The 25,544-nt window shown below is 71.1% G+C and carries 21 protein-coding genes; 11 read left to right on the forward strand and 10 right to left on the reverse strand.

The features are described from left to right. Window positions 1-143: 143 nt before the first annotated feature. Together ACFVU2_RS05120 and ACFVU2_RS05125 are read left to right on the forward strand one after the other, a co-directional pair. Entirely contained in the window at window positions 144-380 is a 237-nt protein-coding gene (locus ACFVU2_RS05120) for a carbon storage regulator (RefSeq protein WP_021763348.1), read from the forward strand. Window positions 381-400: 20 nt separating this feature from the next. Next, entirely contained in the window at window positions 401-844 is a 444-nt protein-coding gene (locus tag ACFVU2_RS05125) for an ASCH domain-containing protein (RefSeq protein ID WP_387871798.1), read from the forward strand. A 95-nt stretch (window positions 845-939) separates the two neighbouring features. On the opposite strand, the gene ACFVU2_RS05130 is transcribed toward ACFVU2_RS05125, so the two are convergent. The 5 genes from ACFVU2_RS05130 to ACFVU2_RS05150 are packed head-to-tail and all read right to left on the reverse strand — an operon-like array spanning window position 940 to window position 7,880. Then, entirely contained in the window at window positions 940-1,698 is a 759-nt protein-coding gene (locus tag ACFVU2_RS05130; RefSeq protein ID WP_387871800.1) for an SDR family NAD(P)-dependent oxidoreductase, read from the reverse strand. Next, window positions 1,689-2,852 carry an ATP-NAD kinase family protein gene (locus ACFVU2_RS05135; protein WP_387871802.1) on the reverse strand — a complete coding sequence of 388 codons (1,164 nt, stop codon included), beginning with the start codon at window positions 2,850-2,852 and terminating at the stop codon, window positions 1,689-1,691. The genes ACFVU2_RS05130 and ACFVU2_RS05135 overlap by 10 nt, the downstream gene beginning before the upstream one ends. Continuing rightward, on the reverse strand, window positions 2,849-4,462 hold the full coding sequence (gcvPB, locus tag ACFVU2_RS05140) for an aminomethyl-transferring glycine dehydrogenase subunit GcvPB (RefSeq protein ID WP_387871804.1): 1,614 nt from the start codon (window positions 4,460-4,462) through the stop codon (window positions 2,849-2,851). The genes ACFVU2_RS05135 and gcvPB overlap by 4 nt, the downstream gene beginning before the upstream one ends. After that, complete coding sequence (gene gcvPA / locus ACFVU2_RS05145) at window positions 4,459-5,835, reverse strand: aminomethyl-transferring glycine dehydrogenase subunit GcvPA (protein ID WP_387871806.1); 1,377 nt, start codon at window positions 5,833-5,835, stop codon at window positions 4,459-4,461. The genes gcvPB and gcvPA overlap by 4 nt, the downstream gene beginning before the upstream one ends. After that, the gene (locus ACFVU2_RS05150; protein ID WP_387871808.1) at window positions 5,832-7,880 is read right to left on the reverse strand and encodes a beta-galactosidase; all 2,049 of its coding nucleotides are present in this window, start codon (window positions 7,878-7,880) and stop codon (window positions 5,832-5,834) included. Before ACFVU2_RS05150 ends, gcvPA begins: the two co-directional genes overlap by 4 nt. A gap of 133 nt (window positions 7,881-8,013) precedes the next feature. On the opposite strand from ACFVU2_RS05150, the gene ACFVU2_RS05155 reads away from it, so the two are divergent. Then, a complete protein-coding gene (locus tag ACFVU2_RS05155) occupies window positions 8,014-8,673 on the forward strand; it encodes a GntR family transcriptional regulator (RefSeq protein WP_387871810.1) in 660 nt (219 codons plus the stop codon). 1,300 nt (window positions 8,674-9,973) lie between these two features. Here the strand turns inward: ACFVU2_RS05155 and ACFVU2_RS05160 are convergent. The 4 genes from ACFVU2_RS05160 to ACFVU2_RS05175 are packed head-to-tail and all read right to left on the reverse strand — an operon-like array spanning window position 9,974 to window position 14,811. Beyond that, on the reverse strand, window positions 9,974-11,653 hold the full coding sequence (locus tag ACFVU2_RS05160) for an amylo-alpha-1,6-glucosidase (RefSeq protein ID WP_387871812.1): 1,680 nt from the start codon (window positions 11,651-11,653) through the stop codon (window positions 9,974-9,976). Beyond that, window positions 11,650-12,543, reverse strand: a complete 894-nt coding sequence (locus ACFVU2_RS05165) for a carbohydrate ABC transporter permease (RefSeq protein ID WP_387871814.1) — start codon at window positions 12,541-12,543, stop codon at window positions 11,650-11,652. The genes ACFVU2_RS05160 and ACFVU2_RS05165 overlap by 4 nt, the downstream gene beginning before the upstream one ends. Continuing rightward, complete coding sequence (locus ACFVU2_RS05170; RefSeq protein ID WP_387871816.1) at window positions 12,540-13,505, reverse strand: carbohydrate ABC transporter permease; 966 nt, start codon at window positions 13,503-13,505, stop codon at window positions 12,540-12,542. Before ACFVU2_RS05170 ends, ACFVU2_RS05165 begins: the two co-directional genes overlap by 4 nt. A 10-nt stretch (window positions 13,506-13,515) precedes the next feature. Continuing rightward, complete coding sequence (locus ACFVU2_RS05175) at window positions 13,516-14,811, reverse strand: ABC transporter substrate-binding protein (RefSeq protein WP_387871818.1); 1,296 nt, start codon at window positions 14,809-14,811, stop codon at window positions 13,516-13,518. A gap of 105 nt (window positions 14,812-14,916) precedes the next feature. On the opposite strand from ACFVU2_RS05175, the gene ACFVU2_RS05180 reads away from it, so the two are divergent. The 6 genes from ACFVU2_RS05180 to ACFVU2_RS05205 all read left to right on the forward strand — a co-directional run bounded on the left by ACFVU2_RS05180 (window position 14,917) and on the right by ACFVU2_RS05205 (window position 19,920). Beyond that, a complete protein-coding gene (locus tag ACFVU2_RS05180) occupies window positions 14,917-15,501 on the forward strand; it encodes a cysteine hydrolase family protein (RefSeq protein ID WP_387871820.1) in 585 nt (194 codons plus the stop codon). Window positions 15,502-15,594: 93 nt separating this feature from the next. Then, window positions 15,595-17,190: an MFS transporter gene (locus ACFVU2_RS05185; RefSeq protein ID WP_387871822.1), complete on the forward strand. Its 1,596-nt coding sequence runs from the start codon at window positions 15,595-15,597 to the stop codon at window positions 17,188-17,190. A 2-nt stretch (window positions 17,191-17,192) separates the two neighbouring features. Continuing rightward, entirely contained in the window at window positions 17,193-18,422 is a 1,230-nt protein-coding gene (locus ACFVU2_RS05190) for a sensor histidine kinase (protein ID WP_387871824.1), read from the forward strand. After that, window positions 18,419-19,057, forward strand: a complete 639-nt coding sequence (locus ACFVU2_RS05195) for a response regulator (protein WP_387871826.1) — start codon at window positions 18,419-18,421, stop codon at window positions 19,055-19,057. The genes ACFVU2_RS05190 and ACFVU2_RS05195 overlap by 4 nt, the downstream gene beginning before the upstream one ends. A 4-nt stretch (window positions 19,058-19,061) precedes the next feature. Beyond that, window positions 19,062-19,685 (forward strand): TMEM175 family protein, encoded by a 624-nt coding sequence (locus tag ACFVU2_RS05200; protein WP_387871828.1) that lies wholly within the window; start codon window positions 19,062-19,064, stop codon window positions 19,683-19,685. Window positions 19,686-19,752: 67 nt separating this feature from the next. After that, window positions 19,753-19,920 carry a hypothetical protein gene (locus tag ACFVU2_RS05205; RefSeq protein WP_387871830.1) on the forward strand — a complete coding sequence of 56 codons (168 nt, stop codon included), beginning with the start codon at window positions 19,753-19,755 and terminating at the stop codon, window positions 19,918-19,920. 13 nt (window positions 19,921-19,933) lie between these two features. On the opposite strand, the gene ACFVU2_RS05210 is transcribed toward ACFVU2_RS05205, so the two are convergent. Continuing rightward, on the reverse strand, window positions 19,934-20,155 hold the full coding sequence (locus tag ACFVU2_RS05210) for a hypothetical protein (RefSeq protein WP_387871831.1): 222 nt from the start codon (window positions 20,153-20,155) through the stop codon (window positions 19,934-19,936). Window positions 20,156-20,285: 130 nt separating this feature from the next. Between ACFVU2_RS05210 and ACFVU2_RS05215 the strand changes: the two genes are divergently transcribed. Continuing rightward, complete coding sequence (locus ACFVU2_RS05215) at window positions 20,286-23,150, forward strand: hypothetical protein (RefSeq protein ID WP_387871833.1); 2,865 nt, start codon at window positions 20,286-20,288, stop codon at window positions 23,148-23,150. 85 nt (window positions 23,151-23,235) lie between these two features. Next, window positions 23,236-25,482, forward strand: a complete 2,247-nt coding sequence (locus ACFVU2_RS05220; RefSeq protein ID WP_387871834.1) for a glycoside hydrolase family 3 C-terminal domain-containing protein — start codon at window positions 23,236-23,238, stop codon at window positions 25,480-25,482. Window positions 25,483-25,544: the final 62 nt, after the last annotated feature.

Raw genomic sequence — 25,544 nt, forward strand, 5'->3', positions numbered from 1 at the left:
CCCCGTGGGGGCCGCCCCCCCCCCCGCCGGCCCGCCGCCCCCCGCCCCCCGCCCCGGGGGGGGTTTTTTTTTGGGTGTTGTTGGGCGGTGTAACCCCCCAAAAAACCCACCCCTCGACGGCTGGCCCCGGCTAGGCTGAAACAATGCTGGTACTGACGCGCAAACCCGGTGAGCGAGTGCTCATCGGCGACGACATCGTCGTGACGATCCTCGACGCGCGCGGCGACGGCATCCGGATCGGGATCGACGCCCCGCGCGGCATCCGCATCCAGCGCGACGAGGTTGTCAAGGCCGTCACCGAGGCCAACCAGGAGGCCACCGAGCAGGCCGCCGGAACCGCCGACCCCGAGGCCCTCATCAAGAAGTCGCTCGGGCTCTGACGCGCCTGGCGACTGGCGGGGTGGACGACATCGCAGACCTTCCCCTCGCCGAATTCGGGTTCCCGGGCACCCTTCGCGACCGCTTGGTCGCGGCGATCCTCGCGGGCGAGAAGACCGCGACGTCCTCCCTCCTGGTCGAGTACGAACGTGAAGGCGAGCCGCTGCCCGTGGTCGGTGCCCGAGCGGTCGTGCCCGACTCGGACGGAAGGGCCGTGGCCGAGATCGTGGTGACGGAGGTCCGCGTCGTGCCGCTCGCGCGGGTGGATGTCGCGCACGCGGTCGCAGAGGGCGAAGGAGATCGCACGGTGGCCGAATGGCGGGCGTCGCACGAGCGCTTCTGGCACGGCGATGAGTTCCGCGCCACCATCGGCGACCCCGAGTTCACCGTGGACGACGCAACCGACGTGGTCCTCGAGCGCTTCGCGCTCACGCTATCCACAGCCCTGCCCCTCCCGCGCTCGTGAAACGACGCAACACGCCCTTTTCCGCGACGTTTCAGGGCGGAGAAGGGCGTGTTGTGACGTCTCAGGTCGGCCGCGCGGCGCGGGTGGAGTGATCGCTAGGCGATGCCGCCGCCGTCCACGACCAGGGCCGAGCCGGTGACGTACGACGACTCGTCGCTGGCCAGCCACACGACCGCGGCGGCGATCTCGGTCGGCTCACCCATGCGGCCGAGCGGCCGGTCGGCGGCCTCGGCGAGGAACGACCCCGCCTCCTGGCCGAGCTGGCGGGCCTCGTCGCGCAGCATCCCGGTGTTCACGTCCCCGGGGTTGACCGAGTTCACGCGGATCCCCTGCGGGCCGTGGTCGATCGCCAGCGCGCGGGTCATGTTGACGACGGCGCCCTTCGACGCGCAGTAGGAGATCGCCTGGCCGCCGCCCTTGAGCCCCCAGCCGCTGCCCGTGTTGATGATGGAGCCCTTCCCGGCCGCCGCCATCACCGGCACGACGTGCTTGCACATGAGGAAGATGCCGCGCACGTTGACACCGAAGACGCGGTCCCACTCCTCGACGGTGGTCTCGACGGCGGTGGTGCGGCGGATGATGCCCGCGTTGTTGAACGCGATGTCGAGGCCGCCGAACGCGTCGACGGCGGAGGCGACGGCGCGCTCGACGTCGGGCTCGGCCGAGACGTCGGCCGCGATGGCGATCGCCTCGCCGCCGGCCGCGCGGATCTCGGCGGCGACGGCCTCCGCTGCCTCCTGCTGCAGGTCGACGACGGCGACGCGGGCGCCGTCGGCGGCGAGGGCGAGGGAGGTGGCGCGGCCGATGCCGCCCGCTCCTCCGGTGACGATGGCGGACTTGCCGGCTAGACGCATTCGGGATCTCCTTCGATGGGGGCCGCGGTGGCGGCACTGACAGGGTAGATGCTCGCCGTGGCGGGCCCGGTGACCACCGTGAGGTGGCCGGCCAGCCGAGCGTCGAGCGCGGGGTCGCCGGTGTCGACCAGCAGGGGCCGGCCGGCGAGGTCGATGAGTTTCTGCTCCGTCGCGACGACGAGCAGAGGGTGCGGCCCGAGCGCCGCGACGACGCGCGGCGAGAGCTGCTGGTTGCCGCGGCCGAGCACGAAGCCCTGGCCGCCGATGACGGTGACGACGGCCTGGGCGGGCCGCCCGTCCACGGCGGAGAGCGCCTGAGCGGCGGTCACGTCGCGCGCCACGAGCTGGCCGTCCTCGACGACGTCCACGCCGAGCGGTGTGGTGTCGAGGCCGAGCACCCGGCCGACCTCGGCGGTGGTGCCGCCCGGGCCGAGCAGGTAGCGCACGCCGGGGAGCATCCGGGAGACCGCGCCGACGGCGGCGCCGTGCACGGACTCCCGCTCGCTCGCGGGGGTGGACGCCTTGCGGGCCTGAGTGCGGCCGGGAGCCGCGGGGACGGGGACGAGGGCGAACAGTCGCGGATCGGGCCGCCCGGCGCGCATCCCCTCCTCGTCGAGGTCGAGCACCTCGGCGTCCGCCGTCGGGAGGGGGCCGCCGGTCCAGGCGGCGGCGAGTGCGCCGGCCGCAGCCGGGCCGACTGCGAAGCAGCCCGAGTACATCTTGACCCCGGCCGGGATGCCGAGCACCGGGACGCCGGCCTGGAGGCCGCGGGCGACATCCCGCGCCGTGCCGTCGCCGCCCGCGAAGAGCACGAGCGTCGCGCCCGCGGCGTGCAGGGCCGCAGCCGCGCGCGCGGTGTCGTCCCCGGTGGTGGCGGCCGCGCGCGCCGCGACATCGGCCGGCCGGTACACGACCCGGGGGACCAGACCGGCCGCCCGCACTGCGTCTTCACCCAGCGCCCCCGCCGCGGTGAGCACCTCGGCTCCGGGATGCGCGCTCGCGAGCACGGCCAGCGCCTCCTCCGCCCGCACCGACGCCCGGGGGACGCCGCCGCGACGCAGCGCCTCCTGCTGCACCGCGGCGCCGTCGCTCCCGGCCAGACCCGCGGGCCCGCCGATCCCCGCGACCGGGTTCACGACGAGCCCGATGCTCATGCGGCGGCATCCTCCGGTGTAGACGCCTCTGCCGATGAGGTCGCACCTGCGCCGAAGTACTTGCGCTGGTACGCCCGCCACGTGACCGCCCACCGCTCCGGGTCGTCCAGGTCGTCGTGGTGGGTGTGGTGCACGGTCTGGTTGTGCGGGGCGGTGCGCACGACCTCCGGTGTCTGGCGCGCCTCCCGTGCCACCTCGGCCAGCACGGCCGCGTATTCGTCGAGCTCCGCCATCGAGTACGACTCCGTCGGCTCGAGGGTGAACGGCTGCGGCACGACGTACGGGTGGTGGCTGGTCCAGTAGTGCATCCCGAAGTCGGAGGCGCGGACGCCGATCTCCTCCGAGCTGATGCCGGTCTCCTCGAACAGCTCCTGCCACGAGTAGCGCACCTGCTCGATGCGGCGGCGGCCGGTCGCGTAGGGGGCGCTCGCGCCCGGGATCTCGAGGATGCGCTTCATCAGGTAGTTGTTGTTGAGCACGGCGGTCTCGGCGACCGCGCGCAGCCCGGGGGCGCCGAGTGCGCGGATCCACGCGTAGGTGCGGACGATGTTCGGGATGACGCCGTAGAACGGCGCGACCGTCCCGATCGACTGGGGCCGGTCGCCGTCGAGCACGTACCGGTCGCCGACCTTCTCGACCACCGGCCCGGGCAGGAACGGCACGAGCGCCTCCGACACCGCGTTGGCGCCGGATCCCGGCCCGCCGCAGCCGTGCGGGGTGCCGAAGGTCTTGTGGAGGTTGAAGTGGCACACGTCGAACCCGGCGTCGCGGGCGCGGGTGATGCCGAGGATGCCGTTGGCGTTCGCCTGGTCGTACGACGCCAGAGCGCCGACCGAGTGCGCCAGGTCGACCCACTCGCGGATGCGCGGGTTGTAGATGCCCGTGTCCTCCGGGTTGGTGACCATGATGGCAGCCGTGCGGGGCGAGATCGCCGCGCGCAGGGCCTCCACGTCGGGGTAGCCGTCGGCGTCGGGGAAGATCGTGATGACCCGGTAGCCGGCCATCTTCGCGGCGGCCGCGTTGGAGGGGTGCGAGAAGATCGTGGTGATCACCTCGTCGCGCTGCTCGCCCTCGCCGCGCGACGCGTGGTAGGCGCGGATCATCGAGATGTTGGCCCAGATCGCCTCGGAGCCGCCGCTGGTCTGCAGCGAGACGCGGCTCATCCCCGAGATCTCGGCGAGCATGCGCTCGGTGCGCCAGACGATCTCGAGCACGCCCTGTGCGGAGTCCGGGTCCTGCAGGGGGTGCAGGTCGGTCAGGTCGGGGGTGCGGATGATCGCCTCGTTGACCTTGGGCGCGTACTTCATCGTGCAGGTGCCCTGGCCCACGTCGACGTTGAGGTCGGCGCCGAGGTTCTCCTGGCTGAGGCGGAGGTAGTGCTTGAGCACGCGCATCTGCCCGATCTCGGGGAGAGTAGGCGGCGCCGGCCGGCGGAGGGAGGCGGGGAGCGCCGCGACGACGTCGCCGACCGCGTCCCCCACGCCCGCCTCGACCTGCGACGGCACGACCCCGCGCTCGCCGGGCGTGTGCAGCTCGAAGACGATCGGTTCGTCCCAGCGTGCCTGGTGGAAGCGGCGCAGCGCCGGCTTGGGTGCGATGGGAAGGCTCACAGTGACGTCTCCTCGAGGGCGGTGCGGACGGCCTCGGCCAGGTCGTCGATGTCGGTCTGGGTGTTCTGCTCCGTCACGCAGACGAGCAGGCGGGCGTCGTCGAGCGCGAGTCCCGGCTCGAAGCCGCGGGCGCGCAGCGCGGTCACGAGCGCGGGCGCGGTGAGGGAGGCGTCGCTCAGGTCGAGCACGAACTCGCGCAGATGCACGGCGTCGTCGGCGTCCTCCACGCCCGGCAGTGCGGTGAGGGCGGCACGGGCGTAAGCGGTGCGGGCGAGCAGGGTCTCACCGAGCTCGGCCATCCCTTGCGGCCCGAGCAGCGCCAGGTACACGCCCGCGGCGATGCCCCAGAGCGCGGCTGCCGTGCCCACCCACTCCTTGCCCTCCTCGCGCACGGCGAAGGAGGTGCGGTCGTAGGCGACGTCGCCGAAGCCGTATTCGCCGGGCACGTCGGTGGAGGCGAGGCCGAAGAGGCGCGACGGCATCTCCATCACCAGGCGCGGGTCGTCGGCGACGGCGATGAAACCGGCGTGCGCTCCGCCGTACCAGGGGTGCAGGCCGAGCGACTGGATGTCGCCGTGCAGGATGTCGGCGCCCGCGTCGGCGGGGGAGGCCAGCACGCCGAGCCCGATCGGGTCCGTGCCCGCGACGAGCAGGGCGCCTGCGGCGTGGGCTGCGTCGGCCAGCTCGGCGATCGCGGTCTCGAGAGCGCCGTGGAAGCTCGGGGTCTCGATCCACACGGCCGCGGTGTCGGCGCCGATGAGCGCGGTCGCGGCGGTGACGTCGGCCGTGCCGCGCAGGGTCGGCACGATCGTCAGGTCGGCGATCGGCCGCACGTAGTCGCGCACCTTGCTCAGCTTGTCCGGGTGGGCGTCGCTGACCAGCAGGATGCCGCGGCGGCCGGTGATGCGGGTCGCCATGGCCAGCGCGGTCGCCGCCGCCTGGTAACCGTCATAGGTGGGCACGTTCACGACGTCCGTGTTCAGCAGCTCGCCCATCAGGGACTGGTACTCGAACAGGGCCTGGAAGCGCCCGTGGTCCTCGTACGGCTCACCGGCGTAGGCCGTGAGGAACTCGCTGCGGTTGATCACCTCGTCGACGATCGCGGGGACGGCGTGGTTGTACGTGCCGGCGCCGAGGAAGAGCCGGCCCGGCTCGACCGCGCGGTTGCGGCGCAGCAGGCCGCCGACGTGACGCACCAGGTCCTGCTCGGCGACCAGCGGCTCCGGGAGGTCGAGGTCGCGACCGAGCCGCAGATCCGCCGGGATGTCCGCGTAGAACTCCTCGACGCTCGCCGCACCGACGGCGTCGAGCATCGCCTGCCGCGACGCGGGCGCCGTGTTCGGCACGTAGGGATGGACGAAGGGGTGGGTCATGCTGGCCTCTCAGTGTTCGCAGGGCGGTTCGTCGGATGTGCGACCACGGCGACGCCGAACGCGTCCAGCGGCAGACCTGCTCCAGCGTCCGCGCCGGTGAGCAGGTCGGTGCCGCCCGGGATGCGCGGTGCGTTCCGCGCCTCCCGGCCGTGATTGAGCACGAAGGTGAAGTCGGTGACCCCGTCGGTGCGGGTGACGATCTCGAGGGCGGTGTCGGGCTCGCGGGTGACGACGCCGGCCGCCGCGAAGACGGCGGAGAGCGCGGAGCGCATCCCCTCCTCGTCGAGACCGGCGCCCAGGTACCAGGCGGCTCCCGCCCCGTGCGTGCGGCGGGTGAGGGCGGGGAGCGCGGCGAGGTCGCCGTCGGCGAAGCGGGCGAGCACCTCGGTGCCGTCGGCCGGCTCGATCCACTCGCCCCAGACGCGGGTCGAGTGCACCCGGCCGCCGAGCTCGACGGTGCGCTGCTGCCCGTCGGCCAGCGGCCACCATTCGTCCACCTCGATGCCGAGGAGGTCGCGCAACGGACCCGGGGCGCCTCCCTCGTGCACCTGCTCGCTGTGGTCGACGACGCCGGAGAACGGGCCGACGACCAGCTGGCCGCCCGCCGCGACGAAGGCCGTGAGCGCCTCCGCCTGCTCGGTGGTGGCCGCATAGAGGTTCGGGACGAGCACGACCCGGTGGTCGCCGAACGGACCGGCGGCGCGTGCGACATCCACCGGCTGGCCGAGGGCGAACGCGGCGGCGTGCCAGGCACGCGCCTCCGTCAGCCAGTCGAGCCGTTGCGACGGCATGGACTCGGTCTGCGTGACGCCCCACCAGGCGTCCCAGTCGGCCACGAGCGCGACCTCGGCCCGCACGCGGGTCCCGCGCACCGCCTCCAGCAGCCGCAGTTCGGCGCCGAGCGCCTTCGTCTCCTGGAAGGAGCGGCTGCGCTCGCCGCGGTGGCCCAGCATCGCCGAGTGGAACTTCTCCGGGCCGAACTTCGCCTGCCGCCACTGGAAGAACATGACGCCGTCCGACCCGTGGGCGACGGCCTGCAGGCTTCCGAGCCGCATCTGGCCGGGCGCTTTCGGCACGTTGACGTCGCGCCAGCTGACGGCGCTCGGGGCCTGTTCGAGCAGCAGCCAGGGACGGCCGTCCTTGAGACTGCGCATGAGGCCGTAGTTGAGAGCCGCACCGACGTGGGCGCGCGGGTCGGCGGGGTCGGGGTACGCGTCGTCCGTCACGAGGTCCTCGGCGTCGGCGAAGCGCCAGTAGTCCAGCTCGCGGAAGAGGCTCATGAAGTTGGTGGTGACGGCGATCTCGGGAGTGACCTCCCGCAGCACGTCGACCTCCGCCTGGAACAGCTCCAGGAGGGCGTCCGACGAGAACCGCTCGAAGTCGACGACCTCGGCCGGGTTGATCGGGCCGGTCGCCGTGCGAGGCGGCTCGATCTGGTCGAAGCTCAGGTAGTTCTGACCCCAGCAGCTCGTGCCCCAGGCGTCGTTCAGCCCGGCGATGCTGCCGTAACGGTCCTCCAGCCAGCGACGGAAGTGGCGCGCCGACTCCGGGCACCAGCATCGCGAGACGTGGTCGCCGTATTCGTTCGAGACGTGCCAGAGCGCGAGCGCGGGATGCGCGCCGTAGCGCTCCGCCAGCGCCCGCGTCAGCCGCAGCGCCGCCTCCCGGAACACCGGAGAGCTCGGGCAGTACGACTGCCGCGAGCCGAACTCGAGTCGCACGCCGTCCGCGTTCCACGGCAGCACGTCGGGATGCTCGCGCACCAGCCAGGCCGGCGGCGTCGCCGTGGCCGTGGCCAAGTCGACGCGGATCCCGTGCTCCCAGAGCAGGTCGATCACGCGGTCGAGGCCGGCGAAGTCCCAGACGCCCGGCTCCGGCTCCAGCAGCGGCCAGGAGAACACCGGGAGCGTGACCAGGTTGACCCCGGCCTCCACCATCAGGCGCACGTCCTCGGCCCAGACCTCTTCGGGCCACTGGTCGGGGTTGTAGTCGCCGCCGTAGGCGAGCGCGTCGAGCCGGATGCTCCGGGGCGCGGGGATCGTCATCGGTCTCCTCTGGTGCTTCGCGTCTTGTGTCGATTCCGTGTCGACTGTATTCTGTATACAGTAACGCTAAGACGATCGCCACCGCGGGTCAACCCCTAAGCTGGCGACCACGGGTCCGGCCGGGAGGGGTCACATGGCGATCGAACGCAAGAATCTGCGTTCCCAGGTGCGCGAGGAGCTCATCGCGCGCATGCGCGCGGGGGACGTCCGCCCGGGGGAGAGCATCAACGAAGTCCAGCTCGCCGCCGAGCTCGGCGTCAGCCGCACCCCGCTGCGCGAGGCCCTCATCGCCCTCGAGAGCGAAGGCCAGATCGAGAGCGAGAACGGCAAGGGGTTCCGCTTCGTGCCCCTCAGTGCACGCGAGTTCGAAGAGCTCTGCCCCATCATCGTCACCCTCGAAGGCCTCGCCCTCGACCTCTCGCCCCTCGACGAGCTCGCCGCCCTCGGCGCGCGGCTCGGCTCCCTCGCCGCCGACTTCTCAGACGACGTCGCCCAGCACGCGGTCGTCAACCGCAAGGACGACGAGTGGCACAACCTGATGCTGAGCGCCTGCCCCAACCGCAAGCTCCTGGAGCAGATCTCCCAGGTGCGCAGCGCCATCCACCGTTACGAGTCGCTGCTGGTCGGTGGAGAGGTGCTCGTGGAGCGTTCCGCCGCCGAGCACGCGATCATCGCCCAGCACCTCGTCGAGCGCGACGTGCCCGCGGCCAAGGCCGCGCTGGCGGAGAACTGGACGAACGGCATGCGCCGTCTGCTCGCCGACGCCGGCATCAAGTGGGAGCGCCTGGCCTAGCGGCTGTCTTCGCCGGAGGCGCCCCGCGCCTCAGCCCGCCGACTCGCCCGCCGCTGCGGGCGACGACGTCGAGCACACCCTTTGTCAGCACCCACCACCCTTGACCGAGGCAGGCCGTCGCCGGGCATGGGCGATTAGAATGCCCCGCGGTGTCAGGCCAGTTTCGGTCGGCCGGGAGCACCACATCGTGCGTGCGCGGCTTGCCTTCGCTTCGACTGAGGACGCGCCGCCCTTCACGGTAGATTCCTGCGGCGGCCTTCGGCTCGACACCCAGGCCAGGCAGCGCGAGCCGTGCAATTCACTGCACGCGCATAGGGTCCCGATTCTGGGCAACGCGGGGGAGGACCAGAGTTGATCGATGAGATTCCTGTGCCTCCGTGCGCCGAAGCCGATCCGGGCGGCCATCCGCAGAATTTCGTGAGCGGGCGGTTCGGCTGGTGTCGAGGGCGGCAAAGAGGATCGGACCTGTCGCTCAACGCGAAAGTGGTCCCGGGCCGTGGTAAATGCGGCACACTGCGAGCTACCGGAGTGTTCTTGGGAGGAACGGTTGGATACAGCTGTGCGTGGTAATCGGTTGCGTGCATTCGCATGGGCAGCTGCAGCCCTCTGGGCGGGGGTGCTGCTCGTGTCGGTGCTCACGGCTGTTGGTTGGATTCGGGCACCGGGACTCCTGATTGCTTGCCTCATCGTCTCCATAGCCGCGTGGGGAGGCGCCCTCGTGTGGCTTTCTCTCAGCGATCGAACGAAGTCGACTGTCAGCTCACTGCGCGTCTTCCGCACCCTAGCGGCGGGTTTCCATCGTGATAAGTCGGCGTTGAGCGTCGTGCTCCCCGTCATGTGTCTTGTAAGTGTCGGTGTATTCGTGGCGGGGGCGATCGTGCTTCCGCGAGGAACGGGGTTGGAGCAAGCCGGTGATACGTACTTTCAGACTGGAGAGCAGGGCCGGCAACAGATCTCCGCTAGCGCAGCCCTCTACTTTCAACTTGCGCGGGATGTCCTGGTCCCGACAGGCCTCACATTGAGTGCCTGTTGCCTTTCGACTCTCACACTCAGAGGTATCGCGCGTTCGCTTGAAATCCATTCGTACAGGGGCTAGCCCATGTCGCGTGAACCGTCCCCGGTTCTCGCCACTTCTGTGCACGTGCCATATCAGCTTCGGATGGCGCGTCGAAGGCGGCGAAATACGCGGTCTCGAGTTCTCCCGCCATGAGTTGTCAAAGTCGACCCGCCCTGGTGGTCGGCTCGGCGGCGAGATTATCCTCGTGGTTGTCAGCGATGACCGAGTGGCATCGTTGCCGCCTCACCCCCGCGACACCTGCACCGCCAGATCCACGAACAGCGCCGCCGACCACCCGAACGCGGTCGTGGCCGTGCGCGCCTTCTCGCCCGTCGCCGGGTTGAAGTACTCGTGCGGCCCGCCCCCGTGGATCACGAGACGCAGCGTCTGCTCGATCAGTTCACGCGCACGCTCGGCCTGCCCCGACACGGCCAGACCCTCGGCCAGCAGCGAATTGACGTTCACCCACACCGGTCCGCGCCACATGCGCTCATCGGAATATGACGGGTCGTGGCGCGCGACGGTCGGCACCGTCCAGGTCGTCGCGAAGCGGTCGGGGTCGTCGAGGGCGGCGAGGATGCTGGTGACGTACCGGCCCGGCAGCCGGCCGGTGAGCAGGGGCAGCAGCGAGACGACCGCTTCCGCGGCGACGGGGGTTCCGGCGCCGGAGGAGCGGAAGAAGCCGGCCGACTCGTCCCACATGCCCTCCAGCAGCTCCAGCGTGCGTGCGGAGCGGGCAGCGTGCCGGGAGGCGGCGTCGACGTCGCCCACCGACCGTGCGCGCGACGCCAGCAGGTCGTCCTGCAGGATCAGGTAGGCCGCGAGATCGGGGGAGGCCACCGGCAGCTCGGCGTCGAAGACGGGGCTGTCGTCGAGGCCGGAGGAGTAGGGGTGGCCGTACTCGGGCATGCCGTCGCCGTCGAGGTCGGAGCGCTCGAACCACCAGTCCTGACTGCGCGTGACGGTCTCCCATGCGGCCGCGAACCACGCGTCGTCGGAGACAAACCCCTCCAGGCGGCGCAACGCCCACGCGGCCAGCGGCGGCTTGGTGAGCGGGATGGGCGCGGACGGGTCGGCGATGGCCGAGCCGGCGCGGCGCAGGTTGTCGCGGTCGCCGGGCGGGAGGTCGTCGCTGGAGGCGAGCACGCCCTCGTCGTGCACGACGTCCGGCAGCTGCCCGTCGGCGGTCGGGAAGGCGAAGGCGAGCTCCAGCTGCTCGCGGGCGAGCTCGGGGTCGCCGTGGCGGAGGCCGGAGGCGATGAAGTACGCGTCCCACTGCCACAGCCCGACGTAGCCGATCTTCGACGGGACGACGGCGCGAGCGCCGCGGCCGGGCAGCGAGACGATGTTCGCGCCGAGCACCCACCAGCAGAACGCGGTCATGTCCGCGAGGTCGTCGCGCACGACGGGCGTGCGATCGAACCACGCATCCCAGACCCGTGTCGTCGCCTCGAGCGCCCGCGTATGCCCGTCAACGCCGGGATGCTCCGAGACCTGCGCGGTGAATCGCGCGCCCGGCCGAAGCTCGGTGGAGGCCGGAACCACGGCGATGCGCACCGCGGAGGACGTCCGCACGGCCGGCGCGAAGGGGAGGTCGAGGTCGGCCGACCAGGCGACCGTGCCGTCACCGCCCAGGCTGAGGGCGTCCGGGCCGTCGAAGGTCAACATGACGCCCGCCTCCCCGAACTCGATGCGGTCGGGGTGCACGGCGGTCACGGCGGCGGGGCGCCCCTCCGCGCCGAGGACGCGCAGGGTGCGCACGAGCACGCAGTCGTCGAGCCGACGCTCGTACTCGGCCAGCCGCACCGTCACCCCGTCGCCGGCCCGCTGCACCAGGATGCGCGAACCCGGGAACGTGAACGGCGCCGACTCGAGGTCGAGGAACGGGGAGACCCGCGCGGCGGTCGCGGCGGCGCGGCTCATCGCCCGCCCAGCCCGGAGGCGGCCATCGAGTTCAGGATGCGCCGCTGACCGATCACGAACGCGATCAGCATCGGGATGGTCGCGATGGCCGACGCCGCCATGATCAGCCCGTAGTTGATCGATCCGTACTGCCCGCGGAAGCTCTGCAGCAGCAGCGGCACCGTGAACAGGTCCTGCGAGTTGAGCAGCACGAGCGGCAGGAGGAAGTTGTTCCAGGTGCTCAGCGCCACGATGATCGCCAGCGCCCCGAGTCCCGGCTTCAGGTTGGGCAGGATGATGCTCCAGAAGATGCGCCAGCGTCCCGCGCCGTCGACGAGGGCGGCCTCCTCCAGCTCCCGCGGCAGCGACAGCACGAACTGGCGCATCAGGAACACCGCGAACGGGTTGGCGAGCGCGGCCGGCACGATCAGCGCGAGGTGCGAGTCCACCCAGCCGAGCCGCGCCATCAGGAAGTAGAACGGGATCAGCGTCACCTGCATCGGGATCATCTGCGTCGCGAGGAACAGCACGAAGAGCATCTTGCTGCCGCGGAAGGGGATGCGCGCGAACGCGTACCCGGCCATGGCGGCGGTGATCAAGGTGCCGGCGACGACGAGCACGGCGATGTAGATGGTGTTCCAGTACGCCTGCCCGAAGGGCACGTCGTTCCACGCGTCGGCGTAGTTCTGCAGCGTGAACGGCTTCGGCCAGACGCTCAGCGGGTCGTTCAGCAGCTGGGGCAGCGACTTGAACGACGTGATGAGCATCCAGAGGAAGGGGAACACCATGGCCAGGCCGCCGAGCAGCAGGACGACGTGCAGCAGCGTCTTGCGGGTGCGTGCGGCGGCGCGCCCGGGGTGGGCGCCGGCGCTGCGGGTGGCAGCGTCGGGGCGGGCGGTGGCGGTGGTCATGCGGCACCATCCTCGTAGTGGACGAACTTCTTCTGGGCGGCGAACTGGATGCCCGTGATCACGAGGGTGATCAGCAGCAGGATGATCGACGCGGCGCTGGCCGGGCCGAACTGGAACTTGCCGAAGCCCAGATCGTAGATGTGGTAGACGATGGTCCGCGTCGCGTTGTCCGGCCCCGCGTTCGCGGTGAGGATGAACACGGTGTCGAACGTCTGCAGCGAGCTGATGAACGCGATGACCGTCGAGAAGAAGATGATCGGCGACAGCAGCGGTAGCCGCACGCGGAAGAACAGGGTGAGCGCGCCCGCGCCGTCGAGCCGGGCCGCCTCGATGACGGCCGGCGAGATGTTCTGCAGTCCGGCCAGGAAGATGATCACGTTCAGCCCGACGGAGGACCAGATGGTCACGATGCACACGGCGATGAGCGCGAGGTGCGGGTCGCCGAGCCAGTCGGGCGGGGCGACGTGGAACACGTTCGCGATGAACCCACTGAGCACGCCGTCCTTGCGGAACAGCTGCTGCCAGATCATCGCGACGGCGACCGACGAAGTGACGACGGGCGCGAAGAACAGGATCAGGTAGAGCGTGCGCGTCTTCAGCTTCTCCAGCGCGACCGCCAGCACGACGGCCAGGGCGAGGCCGATCGGCACGGTGATGAGGGCGATGAGCAGGGTGTTGACGATCGACCGCCCGAACAGCGGGTCGCTCATCTCGGTGCGGAAGTTGTCGAAGCCGACCCAGCTGAGGTCGTTGAGGCCGTCCCACTGCGCGAACGCCAGCACGAGGCTCGCGATGAACGGCACGACGACGAAGAGGGCCATCCCGAACAGCTGGGGCCCGACGAACACGTAGCCCCACCGGCGGTCGCGACGCCGCCAGGCGGACTCCTTGCGGAGCCCGCCCGGCGTCGCGGGAGGGGTGTCGGCCTCGCGGGCGACCAGTGCTTCCCTGACTGCGCTCACGCTCGATGCCTCACTTGCCGCCGGTCTTGTCGGCGATCATCTTCGCGACCTCGTCCAGCGTCGCCTTGGTGGACGCCTTGCCCTGGTAGAGCGCGAGCATCTTGTCGCTGATGTCGCTGGAGAGGCCGGGGACGGACGCCTCGGTGGCGTTGTCCTCGAAGCCGATGTCGCGCATGTCGAGCAGGGTCTGGGCGTGGGCGGGATAGCCGTCCAGCACCACCGAGTCGGCACCCGAGATCGACGGGACCGCGTTGCCGCCGCCCTTGAGCCGGAAGGTCTGGCCCTGGGCCGAGAGGAAGTTCGTCCAGAACTCGAACGCCGCATCCTTGTTCTTGGTCTTCGCGTTGATGGCGAGATAGCTGACCGCGACGCCGGTGGGCGCGGCCTTGCCGCTCGGGGTCGGCCAGGGGGCCACGTCGTAGTTCTCGGGGTCGCCCGCGGCCTTCACCGTTCCGATCGTGTACCGGCCCTGGATGAAGAAGCCGGCCTTGTGCGTGACGAACACGCTGTCCGCGCCCGCGCCCTCCGGCAGGGTGTCGGCGACGACGAAGGTGCCGTCCTGGAAGTTCTTGGCGAGCACGTCCATCGCCTTCACGCTGGTCGGATCGGTGTTCGCGACGAACTTCCCGGAGGAGTCGAACGCCGTGCCGCCCTGGGAGGAGATCCAGCTGTAGTGGGTCGACCAGTAGTTCCAGAACATCGAGCCGGTGAGGCCCGCGTCGTGGAGCTTGGCGTTCATGTCGAGGAACGCCTCGGTCGTCCACTTGCCCTCGGCGGCGAGCGTCGCCGGGTCCTCGGTCACACCGGCCTTCTTCAGGGCCTCCTTGTCGTACCAGAGGGCGTCCGGGTTGGAGTCGTTGGGCGCCGCGTAGATCTCGTCGCCCTTCTTCGTGGCTCCGAACAGGCCCTGCGCGAAGTCCGCCGGCTTGGTCTTGCTGGCCGAGGAGTTCATGAGCGAGGTCAGCGGCATCAGTGCCTTCGAGTTCACGAACTGGCCGATCTTGTCGTCGCCGATGTAGAAGACGTCGGGGGCGGTGCCGGAGGCCAGCTGCGCGAGGAGCTTCGTGTGGTAGTCGCCGTAATCGGCGACCGGCTGGAGCACGACCTTGATGTCGGGGTGCTCCTTCATGAACTGAGTGTCGAATTCCTTGTATCTGGTCAGTTCTTCGGGGGTGCCCCAGGTGGACCAGACGACGGTCTTGGATCCGCCGCCTCCCGATCCGGAGCATGCTGCCATGCTGAGGGCCAGTGCGGCTGCCGCCGTGATGGCCAGCGCCCTTCTCACCTTTGAGTCGACGCGAGACATGAGTACCTCGTTCCTTGAGAGTCTCTGCTGTGGTGGTCTGTATTCTGTATACAGTAGGCAGCCAAGTGATGCAAGCCTTCCAGGAAGGCGAGGTAGTTTATACGTGTGAACGATCTCGTCCTCGACCCGTCCCGTACTGCGCTGCTCCTCATGGACCTGCAGCCCTCCATCCTCGCCTCCCTCCCCGACGCCGACGCGTTCCTCGCCGAGTTGCGCCGTGCGCGGGAGGCCGCACGCGCAGCCGGCGCCACCATCGGCTACGTGCGCGTCGCCCTCTCGGAGGAGGATGCGGCCCACGTCCCGCCGCACTCCCGCTTCGCGACCGCCGCCGAGCGCGTGAACGAGATCGGACCCGACCACCCCGCCGTCTCGGTCGACCCGCGCATCGCGCCCGCCGACGGGGAGATCGTGGTGCGCAAGTCGCGCTACGGCGCCTTCAGCACCACCGACCTGCACGAGCAGCTGCAGGCCCGTGGTGTCGACACGCTCGTGCTCGCCGGGATCTCGACCAGCGGCGTCGTGCTCTCCACCGCCCGTGACGCGGTGGACAAGGACTACCGCCTCGTCGTGCTCTCCGACGGCACGTTCGACCGCGACCCGGAGGTGCACCGCGTCCTCACGGAGAAGGTCTACCCCAACCAGCAGGCCGCCGTCGTCACGATCGACGAACTGGTCGCCGCCCTCTCCTGACCCGCCGGCGTCACCCGTGTCCACCGATCGGTGGACACGGGTGACCACCGGGCGCCGGTGCCGCGCACGGCCGCCGGTCGCGAGGCTGGGAGCATGACATCCTTCTCGAGCTCGTCCGGCGCATCCTCGTCCCGACTGGCGCTCGCCGGCCTCATCCTCGCCGTCTCGATGACGACGATCGACCAGACGATCGTCGCTCTCTCCGCACCTACCATCCAGCAGAACCTCGGGCTCAGCCACGACGGGATGCAGTGGGCGGTCAACGTCTACCTCCTCGCCACTGCGGCGTTCTTCCTGCTCGGCGGCCGCATCGCCGACGTGGTCGGCCACAAGCGGATGGCCCTCATCGGCATCGCCGGCTTCGGCATCACGTCGCTCCTGTGCGGGCTGGCGCCGACCGGTGACCTCGCCGAGCCGTGGCTGGTCGCCGCCCGCGCACTGCAGGGCATCAGCGGGGCGATCATGTTCCCCGCCGCGATCGGCATCGTCGTGGAGGGCTTCGCCCGCGAGAGCCGCGGTCGCGCCATGGCGATCTTCTTCGCCATCACCGGAGCGATGACGGCCCTCGGCCCGATCGCGGGCGGCTACCTGACCCAGTGGACCTGGCGCGCGATCTTCTGGGTCAACGTGCCGATCGCGATCGCCGCGTTCGTCATCGTCGCCATTGCTGCGCGGCCCTCCACCGCGCGCCGCGAGCGCATCGACTGGGTCGGCGCCCTCGTCGTCGCCGCCGGGATGGGCCTGATCGTCTTCGGCCTGCAGCAGGCGAGCCCGTGGGGCTGGGCCAGCCCGGCCGTGCTCGGCTCCCTGGTCGCCGGCGTCGCCCTGATCGTCGTGTTCGTCCTCCTCCAGCGCCGTGCCGCGCAGCCGCTTGTGCAGCTGGCGGCCTTCCGCGACCGCGGGTTCACCCTCTCGACCCTGGCCACGCTGTTCTCGTCGGTCGCCTTCATCGGCACCTTCTTCTTCCTCAGCGTGTACGGCCAGGTGTCGCTCGGGCTCTCCGCCGGCCTCACCGGCGTGCTCTTCCTCAAGTTCTTCATCGGCTTCGTGGTCGCCAGCCGGGTCGGCTCCGTGCGCTTCGACAAGTACGGAGCGCGCGGTGTCGTACTCGCCGGCGGACTCGTCGGCGCGGTCGGATTCGCCTGGCTGGCGCTGAAGGCCACCGATCTGGACTTCGACGCCGAGTCGTTCTTCAACCAGCAGACCTGGCCGATCATGATCGCCGGGGCCGGCATCGGGCTGATGTTCTCGGCGGTGTCGACGGATGCCGTCAACCGGGCCATCGGCGCCAGCTACGGCGAAGTGACCGCCATCTCCCAGACGATGAAGAACTTCGGCGGCGCCCTCGGGCTCGCGGTCTTCACGACCATCGTCACCTCGCGCCTCACCGACCTCCTGACCGCGTCGTTCGAGAAGATCGGCGGCACCGCGGCGGACGCGCAGGGCGCGGTCGACCGCATCAGCGGCGCGTCGGGAGACGGCGGATCCCTGGCGAAGCTGCCCACCGCCGTGCGCGACCAGATCATGCACGCCGTCGCCTCCGACTACGCCGGAGCCGTGCAGTGGGCCTTCTGGGGGATGGCCGGCGCGATGCTGATCGTCGCCGTGATCGGGGTGCTCTACCCGGCCGGTCGCACCTCGGTCGCCGAGGCCTCCTCCGCCGAGGCCGAGCGAGCGGCTACAGTCTGACCGTGCAGCAGCAGCGCAGTAGGGACAGCGAGTTCCTCGAGTTCCGGGCCTGGCTGGTCTACTCGGCCGCGGCCACCGTCGCCACCGTCGTGATCATCCTGGCCAACCCGTACACCGGCGTCGCCAAGTCGATCGTGGCGGCGGCGATCGTGCTCGCCCTGCTCCCGCTGTTCTGGCTGCTGGTGCGCCGCGGCTCCGTGCCGGACGACGCCGGCCGATCGATCGCGTACTGCGTCATCGCCTCCGTCGGCTACCTGGTCGCGCTCTCCCTGAACGACTGGGTCAACGTCGCGCTGTTCGTCCTGTCGCCGCAGTTCTTCCTGCTGCTCTCCCTGCTCCCCGCGGCCGGCGCGATCGTGCTGGTCAACGCGGGCGGTGTCGTGGTGCGCTGGGCGATCGGCGACATCACGCCCGCCTCGCTCGTGGATGTCGCCGGGATGACGCTGCTCGTCATCGCGTTCTCGGTCTTCTTCGGCCACCGCGTCGCCGCGGTCAGCAAGCAGAGCGCCGAGCGCGGGCGGCTCATCGACCGTCTGCGGCAGCAGCAGAAGGAGATCGCCCAGCTCTCCGAGCAGCAGGGCGCGGCTGCGGAGCGGGAGCGCATCGCGCGCGAGATGCACGACACCCTCGCGCAGGGCTTCACCAGCATCGTCACGCTCGGGCACGCCGTGCAGGGCGAGCTGGACGCCGATCCGGCCTCCGCCCGGCGGCACGTGGAGCTGATGACCGAGACCGCGCAGGAGAATCTGCAGGAGTCGCGGCGCATCATCGCGGCGATGACCCCGGGACGGCTGAACGGCTCGCCCCTGCCCGAGGTGCTCGAACGGGTGGTGGCGCAGTTCGCCGAGGAGACCGGGGTCGAGGCGGGCTTCGTCGTGGACGGCGACGCGCGCCCGGCGCCTCCGGCCGTCGACGTGGTCGCCCTGCGCCTGCTCCAGGAGTCGCTGTCGAACGTGCGCAAGCACGCCGGGGCGCGCACCGTGGATGTCGAACTCGCCTACCTGCCCGACGCCGTCCGCCTCCGGGTGGCCGACGACGGCCGCGGCTTCGACGGCGACGCCCCGCGCGACGGCTACGGTCTCGACGGCATGGCCGCGCGCGTCCGCGAGGCCGGCGGCCGCTTCGCCGTCGAGTCGGCCCCCGGCGCCGGCACCGCGATCACCGCGGAGCTGCCCGCCCCGACCGCGACCGCACCGACCACGCCGGCCGCCCCGACCGAGGAGTCCGCATGATCCGCATCGTCCTGGCCGACGACCATCCCGTCGTGCGCGAGGGCATCCGCGGGATGCTCACCGGCTACGACGACATCGACGTGGTCGGGCAGGCGGCGAGCGGCCCCGAAGCGGTCGCGCTCGTCGGCGTGCTCCACCCCGACCTGGTCCTCATGGACCTGCGGATGCCCGGCGGCGACGGCGTCGCGGCGACCCGCGCGATCACCTCCGCCCATCCCGCCACCCGTGTCGTCGTGCTGACGACCTACGAGACCGATCAGGACATCCTGCGCGCGATCGAGGCGGGCGCGAGCGGCTACCTGCTCAAGGACATCGCCCCGGCCGAACTGGCCCGCTCGGTCCGCGCCGCGGCGTCGGGCGAGACGGTGCTCGCGACTTCGGCCGCGTCGGCCCTGCTCGGGAGGCTGCGCGGCGGCGGTCAGCAGGCTCCGGCGCTCTCGCCCCAGGAGGTCAAGGTGCTGCGGCTCGCAGCGGACGGCCGCACCAATGCGGCCATCGGCGCCGAGCTGTTCATCGGCGAGGCGACGGTCAAGACCTACCTGAGCCGTGCGTACGAGAAGCTCGGCGCCTCCGACCGGACCTCCGCCGTCCGGCGTGCCCTGGAGCTCGGTCTGCTCGGCGACGCGACAGAATGAGCGCATGGCAGTGGTGAGGACCGAGCGCGGGCTGGACCGCCTCGTCAACTTCTCGGACGCGACCGTCGCGATCGCGATCACCCTGCTCATCCTGCCGCTGGTCGACCAGGCGGACGACGCGGCCGCGGACATCGGCGCCTGGCTGCGCGACAACTACTGGGAGCTGATCGCGTTCGCGATCTCGTTCATCGTGATCGCCCGGTTCTGGATCACCCACCACCGCATCTTCGAGTGGGTCGTCAGCTACGACGTCCGCATCATCTGGCTGAACTTCCTGTGGCTGGCCTCCATCGTGGTGATGCCGTTCACGACGAACGTGCTCGCGGCCAGCCAGTCCGGTCAGCCCGCGGTCTACGCGCTCTACATCGGCAACATGCTCGTCGCATCGGTGTCGATGCAGTTCATCACCATCGTGCTGCGGCGCTCGCCCGCACTGGTGCGCGACGACGCGAAGCAGGAGATGGACGCGGCCAAGGGCTGGTACGCCGATGTGCTGATGCTGCTGGCCCTGATCTTCGCCGTGATCTTCCCCCACGTCGGGATCTGGTGGCTGTTCCTGCTCTTCCTGCAGGGTCCGCTCATGGGCCTGACGAAGGCGCTGCGCCGCAGGCCCGGCGCGAACTCCTGAGCCGCCCGGGGTTCCAGCCGGGCGGCGTGCGGTCTACTCTCGGCCGTGACGGACTCAGGAGGACCGCATGCGCTTCAAGACTTTCCTCGTTCTGATCGTGATCGCCGTGGCCTACGTGCTCGGCGCGCGAGCGGGCCGCGAACGCTATCAGCAGATCGTGGGCGCGGTGACGTCGTTCTGGAACGACCCGAACGTGAAGAAGACGCGCAAGAAGATCAAGAAGGCGACCCGCTAGGGCGACACCTTCCTCACGGCTCGTCGGTGTCCGTGTACTCGCCCTGCGGGGCGTCTGCGGCCTCTTCGACGTCGGTGTAGGTGCCCTCGACGTCGGTCTCCGGGCCGGGGTTGTCCTCGGTCTCGGTGTACTGACCGTGGACGGTGCGCTCGTGGGGGGCCTCGCCGTCGACCTCGGTGTAGCTGCCCTCGAGGTTCTCCCGCGGCTCGTCGGCCGGCTCTGCTGGGGTGCTCATGCAGCAGACATTACGCCCCGCGGGCCGCTGCGTGTAGAGCGAGATCTATCGCGGGCGACGCGGAGTCTGGCCGCGGCCGGTCGCCGAGCGGTACCCTGCGCGCGTCGGCGGTATCGCGCGGGAGGGTCTCATGGGCTGGTTCACCACGCTGTTCGGCGCGGGCCGCGACGGCACCCGCGACCAGAACATCCTCGAGTTGCGCATCCACGGCATCAAGAACACGCCGCCCGCAGAGATGCTGGGGGTCCCGCCGGGGGATGTCCGGCCGGACCAGGCGGACGAGAACGGCGGCTTCTTCGTGCCGACCGTCGACCCGGTCGACCCGACCGATCCGGCGTACCCGCCGACCCGCATCCGGCGGGAAGGCTATTCGTGGGGCCTGATGGCGCGGTACGGCGGCGGGGCCCTCGTCGTCATCGGGCAGTTCTTCGTGCAGCTGGCCTGGCTGCTCATCCTGCCGTTCGGCCTGTGCAACACCGCGTACTGGACGCGCCGCATCCCCCGGCAGACGGTCGCCGGGGAGTGGAGGGCCGGCCGGGGTGCGGCGTCGCTCCGGGTGTTCGCCCTCTGCCTGACCCTGCTCTACGTCTGCGCGCTCGCCTCGGTGGCGCTCGACCTGATCGGCTCGCAGTGCCTCGCGGGCACCGCCTCGTGCCCGAGCATGCCGAACTGGCTGAACGATTTCTTCGCCCTGCCCGACTTCGATCGCCGCGGCATCCGTCTCGCGATGCTGTCCCTCGTCCCGGTGCTCGGCGTCGTGGTCCTGCTGGTCGTCTCGCACACGGCGCGCACCCGCTACGAAGCCGGGATCTTCGGCACCGTCGACAAGATGCGCCATGCCGAGGAGCGCGGCGGGGCGGCGGCGTCCGACCCCCAGGGCCGCACCCCGCTCGCGACGGAGGGCTTCTGGGGCATGACCCGCGTGAAGCTCCCCTCCGAGCTGCTGCATCTGGCCGGCTCGCTCTTCCTCGTCACGGTGCTGCTCGGCTGGGACAACGTCTTCGCCGCGTGCTCCGGCGGCAGCAGCCGCATCCCGGGCGCGTGCTGGGGAGCCGACCCCGCCCCGCTCGCGCGCTGGTGGGTCTCGGCGGCCGTGGTCGCTGCGGTCCTCGGCCTCGTCGTCACGATCGCGCGGGTCATGGCCGACACGGACACCGTCACGCGCCGCTCGGCCGAGATCTCGTCCGCCGCCCGCCGCAACCTCGTGCGGCGCAAGCTGCGGCGTCGGGAGACGTGGGCGGGATGGACGCTGCTCGCGGCCGTCGCCGTCTACGTCGTCGTGTTCGTCTCGGTCGCGGTGCCCGACCGCAGTCTCAACTACGCGCGCATCCCCTTCCTCGGCCTGGTCGTCTCGCCGGCGGTCGTGACGGGCGTGCTGCTCGCCATCGCGCTGTCCGCCCTCGGCTGGCGCCGGCTGCCCGAGTGGCCGTCCACCGCCGCGCGCGTGCGGGAGTGGTTCCCCGCCGTCGCGTGCATCGTGCTGGTGGTGGTCGCCGGGCTCTCCGTCGCGCTCGCGGTGCTCCTCACTCCGGACGGGATGCCTCCCGAGCCGCCGTCGATCGTCGCGTACGCGGTCAGCGCCACGGCCCTCGTGATCCTCTTCCTGATCATCGCGTTCCAGCCCTCGCGGGCCCGACGGCGGGATGTGCTGCGCTACGAGGGATGGGGCGGCACCGGCCCGGGGGTCGTGCTGCTGCTCTCGCTCGGCGGGGCCATGCTGCTGTCGACCCTGCTGGTGCTCGGCGCCCAGTGCTGGCTCAGCTCGCCCGGTGCGGTGCCGATCTGCCCGCTCTCGCCTGGCGACGCGGCCCTCGTCACCCCGGGCGCGTACCGCAACTTCGGCAGCACCGTGCCCGTGCTCGCGGTGCTCCTCCTCCTGCTGGTCGCGGTCGTCGCCGTGGTCAGGATGCGCACGACGCCCAAGTTCACGACCCCGCGCACCGAGGGCGGTCGGCCGCTGCGGGCGCCGCTGCGCCGGTACCGCGACGGGCACGTGCCGGTGACGACGTCGGCGGGCAAGCTCACGACCCGGATGCTTCACGCCCGCCGCTTCGCCGGGCTGTTCCACCGGGGCGAGCCGATCCTCGGCGCCCTCGCGGGCCTGCTCGCCCTCGGCTGCGCCGTGGCCGTGTCGTTCCCCGACACCTGGCGGCCGACGGCCCTGCTCGACTTCGCGCTGCCCGCGCTCGGGCTGATCGCCGTCACGGCGATCGTCACCATCGCCGAGAACGCCATCGCCACGAAGGAGCGGCCGATCGGGGTGATGTGGGACCTGATGTGCTTCCTCCCGCGGGCGGGACACCCCTATGGGCCGCCCTGCTACGCCGAGCGGGTCATCCCGGAGCTGCGCAGCCGGGTCGTCGCGTGGCTGGAGACGGACCTCCTGAAGGGGAAGATCGTCGACGGGCGCGACATCCGCACCGAGGCCGAGAAGGCGGACGACGAGCTGGCGGCGCTGGGCACTCCGCAACGGCGCAAGGTCGTCCTGAGCGCGCACAGCCTCGGCGGGGTGCTCGCCGTCTCGTGCCTGTTCACCCTCGGCGCCGACACGAAGGACGGCCTGCGCAACGTCGGACTCCTGACGTACGGCACGCAGCTGCGGGCCTTCTTCGGCCGCTTCTTCCCGGAGCTGTTCGGCGGCGAGGTGCTCGGCGTGCGCAAGAGCGGAGGGCCGTCGCTGTGGAGCGCGGACCCCTGGCTGCGGCAGGTCAACCGCGACCAGAGCGCGCCGCCCGTCCAGCGGCCCGGCGACGGCCCGGAGCCGACGCTCCGGGAGCTGCTCACCCAGCCGGACGGCGAGATCGCCTGGATCAACCTCTGGCGCCGCACCGACTATCTGGGCTTCCCCGACGACTCCTACGACGACAACGACATCGACCGCGGCGCGGACGAGTTCGGGCCCACCCGCTACCTGGTGAAGGTGGCGACGCATCCGGGCTATCCGGCATCGGCGCAGTACATGACGGCGTTGCGCGATCTGAGCCGCCGGCTCTGACGTGAAGTCGCTGTGAAACCCTCCCGCTCTTAAAACCGAGTGTTGTAAGGTATTGCCCACCACCCGACCACATCGAAGGAGAACCATGGTCGACCGTCTCGTCCGCGCATCCGAATTGACCACTGAGGAGAAGGCGTCGATCACCTCCGGCGCGAGCTTCTGGGAGACCGAGGCCGTGCAGCGCGTCGGCATCCCCTCCATCTACCTCACCGACGGGCCGCACGGCGTGCGCAAGCAGAGCCAGGGCGGCGACCACCTCGGCATCGGCGACAGCGTGCCGGCCACCTGCTTCCCGCCCGCCGTCGCCCTCGGATCGTCGTGGGACGCCGACCTGCTCGAACGCGTCGGCGCCGCCCTCGGCGAAGAGGCGAAGGCCGAAGGCGTCGGAGTGCTGCTCGGCCCGGGCATCAACATCAAGCGCTCTCCGCTCTGCGGGCGCAACTTCGAGTACCTCTCCGAAGACCCGATCGTCAGCGGCCGGCTGGGCGCCGCCCTCGTCCGCGGCCTCCAGTCGCAGGGCGTCGGCGCCTCCCTCAAGCACTTCGCCGCCAACAACCAGGAGACCGACCGGATGCGCGTCAGCGCCGACGTCGACGAGCGCCCGCTGCGCGAGATCTACCTGCGCGGCTTCCAGCGTGTCGTTCAGGACGCCCAGCCGTGGACGGTCATGTGCTCCTACAACCGCATCAACGGCGTCTACGCCAGCGAGGACCCGTGGCTGCTCACGAAGGTCCTCCGCGACGAGTGGGGCTTCGAGGGCCTCGTGGTCTCCGACTGGGGTGCGGTGAACGACCGTGTCTCCGCCCTCGCCGCCGGCCTCGACCTCGAGATGCCGTCGTCCGGCGGCGTCACCGACGCGCAGCTCGTCGCTGCCGTCCGCGACGGCTCGCTCGACGAGTCGGTGCTCGACACCGGCGCCCAGCGGGTCATCGACCTCGTTCAGAAGGCCGTCGACAACGCCGACGCGAACGCCTCCTACGACGCCGACGCGCACCACGCCCTCGCACGCGAGGTCGCCGGCCGCAGCATCGTGCTCCTCAAGAACGACGGGGTGCTCCCGCTCTCCACGGACTCCGGCCGCCGCATCGCCGTCATCGGGGAGTTCGCCCGCACGCCGCGCTACCAGGGCGCCGGTTCGTCGCAGATCGTCCCGACGCGTCTCGACAACGCGCTCGACGAGATCCGTGCGCTCGCCGGAGGCGCCGACGTCACCTTCGCGGCGGGCTACGCGCTCGGCGCGGAAGGGGACGCCGCAGCGCTCACCGCCGAGGCCGTCGCGGCGGCATCCGCCGCAGACGACGTCCTGCTGTTCCTCGGCCTGCCGGGCGAGGACGAGTCCGAGGGCTTCGACCGCGAGCACATCGAGCTGCCCGCTGCGCAGACCGAGCTGCTGGAGGCCGTGCTCGCCGCGAACCCCCGCGTCGCCGTCGTGCTCTCCAACGGCGGTGTCGTCCGCGTCTCCGGCTGGGCGGACCGTGTGCCGGCGATCGTCGAGGGCTGGCTGCTCGGCCAGGCCGGCGGCGGCGCCGTCGCCGACGTGCTCTTCGGCGCGGTCAACCCGTCGGGCCGTCTGGCCGAGACCGTGGTCGTCCGCCTCGAGGACTCCGCGGCATCGCTCAACTTCCCGGGTGAGAAGGGCCACGTCCGGTACGGCGAGGGCCTGTTCGTCGGCTACCGCGACTTCGACGCGCGCGACGTGACGGTCAGCTTCCCGTTCGGTCACGGCCTGTCGTACACGACGTTCGACTTCGGCGCCCCGGCGGTCGAGGCGACGGCCGAGGGCGGCATCCGCGTCGCCGTCGACGTGACCAACAGCGGCGACCGCGACGGCCGCGAGGTCGTGCAGGTCTACGTGTCGGTTCCCGGCTCCGCGGTGACGCGCCCGGTCCGCGAGCTGAAGGGCTTCGCGAACGTCGCGATCGCCGCCGGAGCCACGCAGAGCGTCGTCGTCGACATCCCCGCGGACGACCTCGCGTACTACGACATCGACCTCGGGGGCTGGATCGTCGAGGGCGGCGAGTACGTCGTCGCGGTCGGCGCGTCGTCCCGCGACCTGCGGGGCTCCGCCACGGTGACGGTCGCCGGCGACGGCAAGGCCGCGCCCCTCTCGATCGAGTCGACGATCGGCGAATGGCTTGACCACCCTGTCGGCTCGCAGGTGCTCGGCGCCGCGCTCGCCCAGTCGGGCGACGCCGCGATCGCCGGGATGCTGGCCGACCCGGGCCTGCGCCGCATGGCCGAGGGGATCCCCCTCGTCCGTGCCGTCGGGTTCTCGGGCAACGCCGTCTCGGCCGAGCAGCTCGACCAGCTCGTCGCCGCGGCGAACGCCTAACCTACGCCGCTCCTGCGGCACGGTGAACCCCCTTGCGAGAGCAGGGGGGTTCGGCGTTTCGT

Source organism: Leifsonia sp. NPDC058194 (genome assembly GCF_042883605.1).
GTDB lineage: Bacteria > Actinomycetota > Actinomycetes > Actinomycetales > Microbacteriaceae > Leifsonia.

What these genes read in the sequence shown, in the direction of transcription:
- ACFVU2_RS05130 (WP_387871800.1), bottom strand. Translation starts at nt 1,698, where the DNA reads ATGCGTCTAGCCGGCAAGTCCGCCATCGTCACCGGAGGAGCGGGCGGC.
- ACFVU2_RS05195 (WP_387871826.1), top strand. Translation starts at nt 18,419, where the DNA reads ATGATCCGCATCGTCCTGGCCGACGACCATCCCGTCGTGCGCGAGGGC.
- ACFVU2_RS05175 (WP_387871818.1), bottom strand. Translation starts at nt 14,811, where the DNA reads ATGTCTCGCGTCGACTCAAAGGTGAGAAGGGCGCTGGCCATCACGGCG.
- ACFVU2_RS05215 (WP_387871833.1), top strand. Translation starts at nt 20,286, where the DNA reads ATGGGCTGGTTCACCACGCTGTTCGGCGCGGGCCGCGACGGCACCCGC.
- ACFVU2_RS05135 (WP_387871802.1), bottom strand. Translation starts at nt 2,852, where the DNA reads ATGAGCATCGGGCTCGTCGTGAACCCGGTCGCGGGGATCGGCGGGCCC.
- ACFVU2_RS05220 (WP_387871834.1), top strand. Translation starts at nt 23,236, where the DNA reads ATGGTCGACCGTCTCGTCCGCGCATCCGAATTGACCACTGAGGAGAAG.
- ACFVU2_RS05160 (WP_387871812.1), bottom strand. Translation starts at nt 11,653, where the DNA reads ATGAGCCGCGCCGCCGCGACCGCCGCGCGGGTCTCCCCGTTCCTCGAC.
- ACFVU2_RS05165 (WP_387871814.1), bottom strand. Translation starts at nt 12,543, where the DNA reads ATGACCACCGCCACCGCCCGCCCCGACGCTGCCACCCGCAGCGCCGGC.
- ACFVU2_RS05155 (WP_387871810.1), top strand. Translation starts at nt 8,014, where the DNA reads ATGGCGATCGAACGCAAGAATCTGCGTTCCCAGGTGCGCGAGGAGCTC.
- gcvPA (WP_387871806.1), bottom strand. Translation starts at nt 5,835, where the DNA reads ATGACCCACCCCTTCGTCCATCCCTACGTGCCGAACACGGCGCCCGCG.
- ACFVU2_RS05205 (WP_387871830.1), top strand. Translation starts at nt 19,753, where the DNA reads ATGCGCTTCAAGACTTTCCTCGTTCTGATCGTGATCGCCGTGGCCTAC.
- ACFVU2_RS05150 (WP_387871808.1), bottom strand. Translation starts at nt 7,880, where the DNA reads ATGACGATCCCCGCGCCCCGGAGCATCCGGCTCGACGCGCTCGCCTAC.
- ACFVU2_RS05185 (WP_387871822.1), top strand. Translation starts at nt 15,595, where the DNA reads ATGACATCCTTCTCGAGCTCGTCCGGCGCATCCTCGTCCCGACTGGCG.
- ACFVU2_RS05210 (WP_387871831.1), bottom strand. Translation starts at nt 20,155, where the DNA reads ATGAGCACCCCAGCAGAGCCGGCCGACGAGCCGCGGGAGAACCTCGAG.
- ACFVU2_RS05200 (WP_387871828.1), top strand. Translation starts at nt 19,062, where the DNA reads ATGGCAGTGGTGAGGACCGAGCGCGGGCTGGACCGCCTCGTCAACTTC.
- ACFVU2_RS05120 (WP_021763348.1), top strand. Translation starts at nt 144, where the DNA reads ATGCTGGTACTGACGCGCAAACCCGGTGAGCGAGTGCTCATCGGCGAC.